Raw genomic sequence first — 599 nt, forward strand, 5'->3', positions numbered from 1 at the left:
CAACCAGGTGGACTGTACCCTTACCCAGACGCGGTGAGTGACAAAGAAGTGTGGGTGCTTCAACGTCGCAAAGGTCGTGTTGGTAAAGGACCGGGTAAAACGACAGGTTGGATCCATAAACGCACATTAGAAAAACGCGGAGTGCATCTGCTTGGTGGAGTGTCTTATGACAAAATTGATGACAACGGTTTACACATTCATGTAGATGGTAAAGCGCAGCTTTTAGAGGCTGATAAAGTCGTTATTTGTGCGGGACAGGAATCAGTACGTCCGTTTGAAGACAAGTGGTCTGAACTTGGTGAAAAACTGCATATCATCGGTGGCGCTGATCATGCCGGTGAGTTGGATGCAGTACGCGCAATTCGCCAAGGCGTAAAACTTGCTGTGAAGCTATAACATCAAGCTTTATATGACTCAAAAGCTGCGTGTAATGCGCAGCTTTTTTGTTTCTGTCAATCTCGGTTTGTGTGAATCATCACGATAATCCCTAAAAAACAGATTGTTATTCGAGTGAGAGGATTATGCTAAAGTGAGCAGCAAAGAAAATAACAGTTAGATTCAATAAGGACTCGCTCATGGAAGCTCTCGATCTTTTGCTT

Annotated in this window: 1 pseudogene; it reads left to right on the top strand. The window is 44.2% G+C overall.

What is annotated here, in order from left to right:
• Nucleotides 1-396: pseudogene (fadH, locus tag R8N49_RS28775) on the top strand (NADPH-dependent 2,4-dienoyl-CoA reductase); the annotation flags it as partial.
• Nucleotides 397-599 lie beyond the last annotated feature (203 nt).

The organism is Vibrio sp. 1978 (assembly GCF_033344345.1).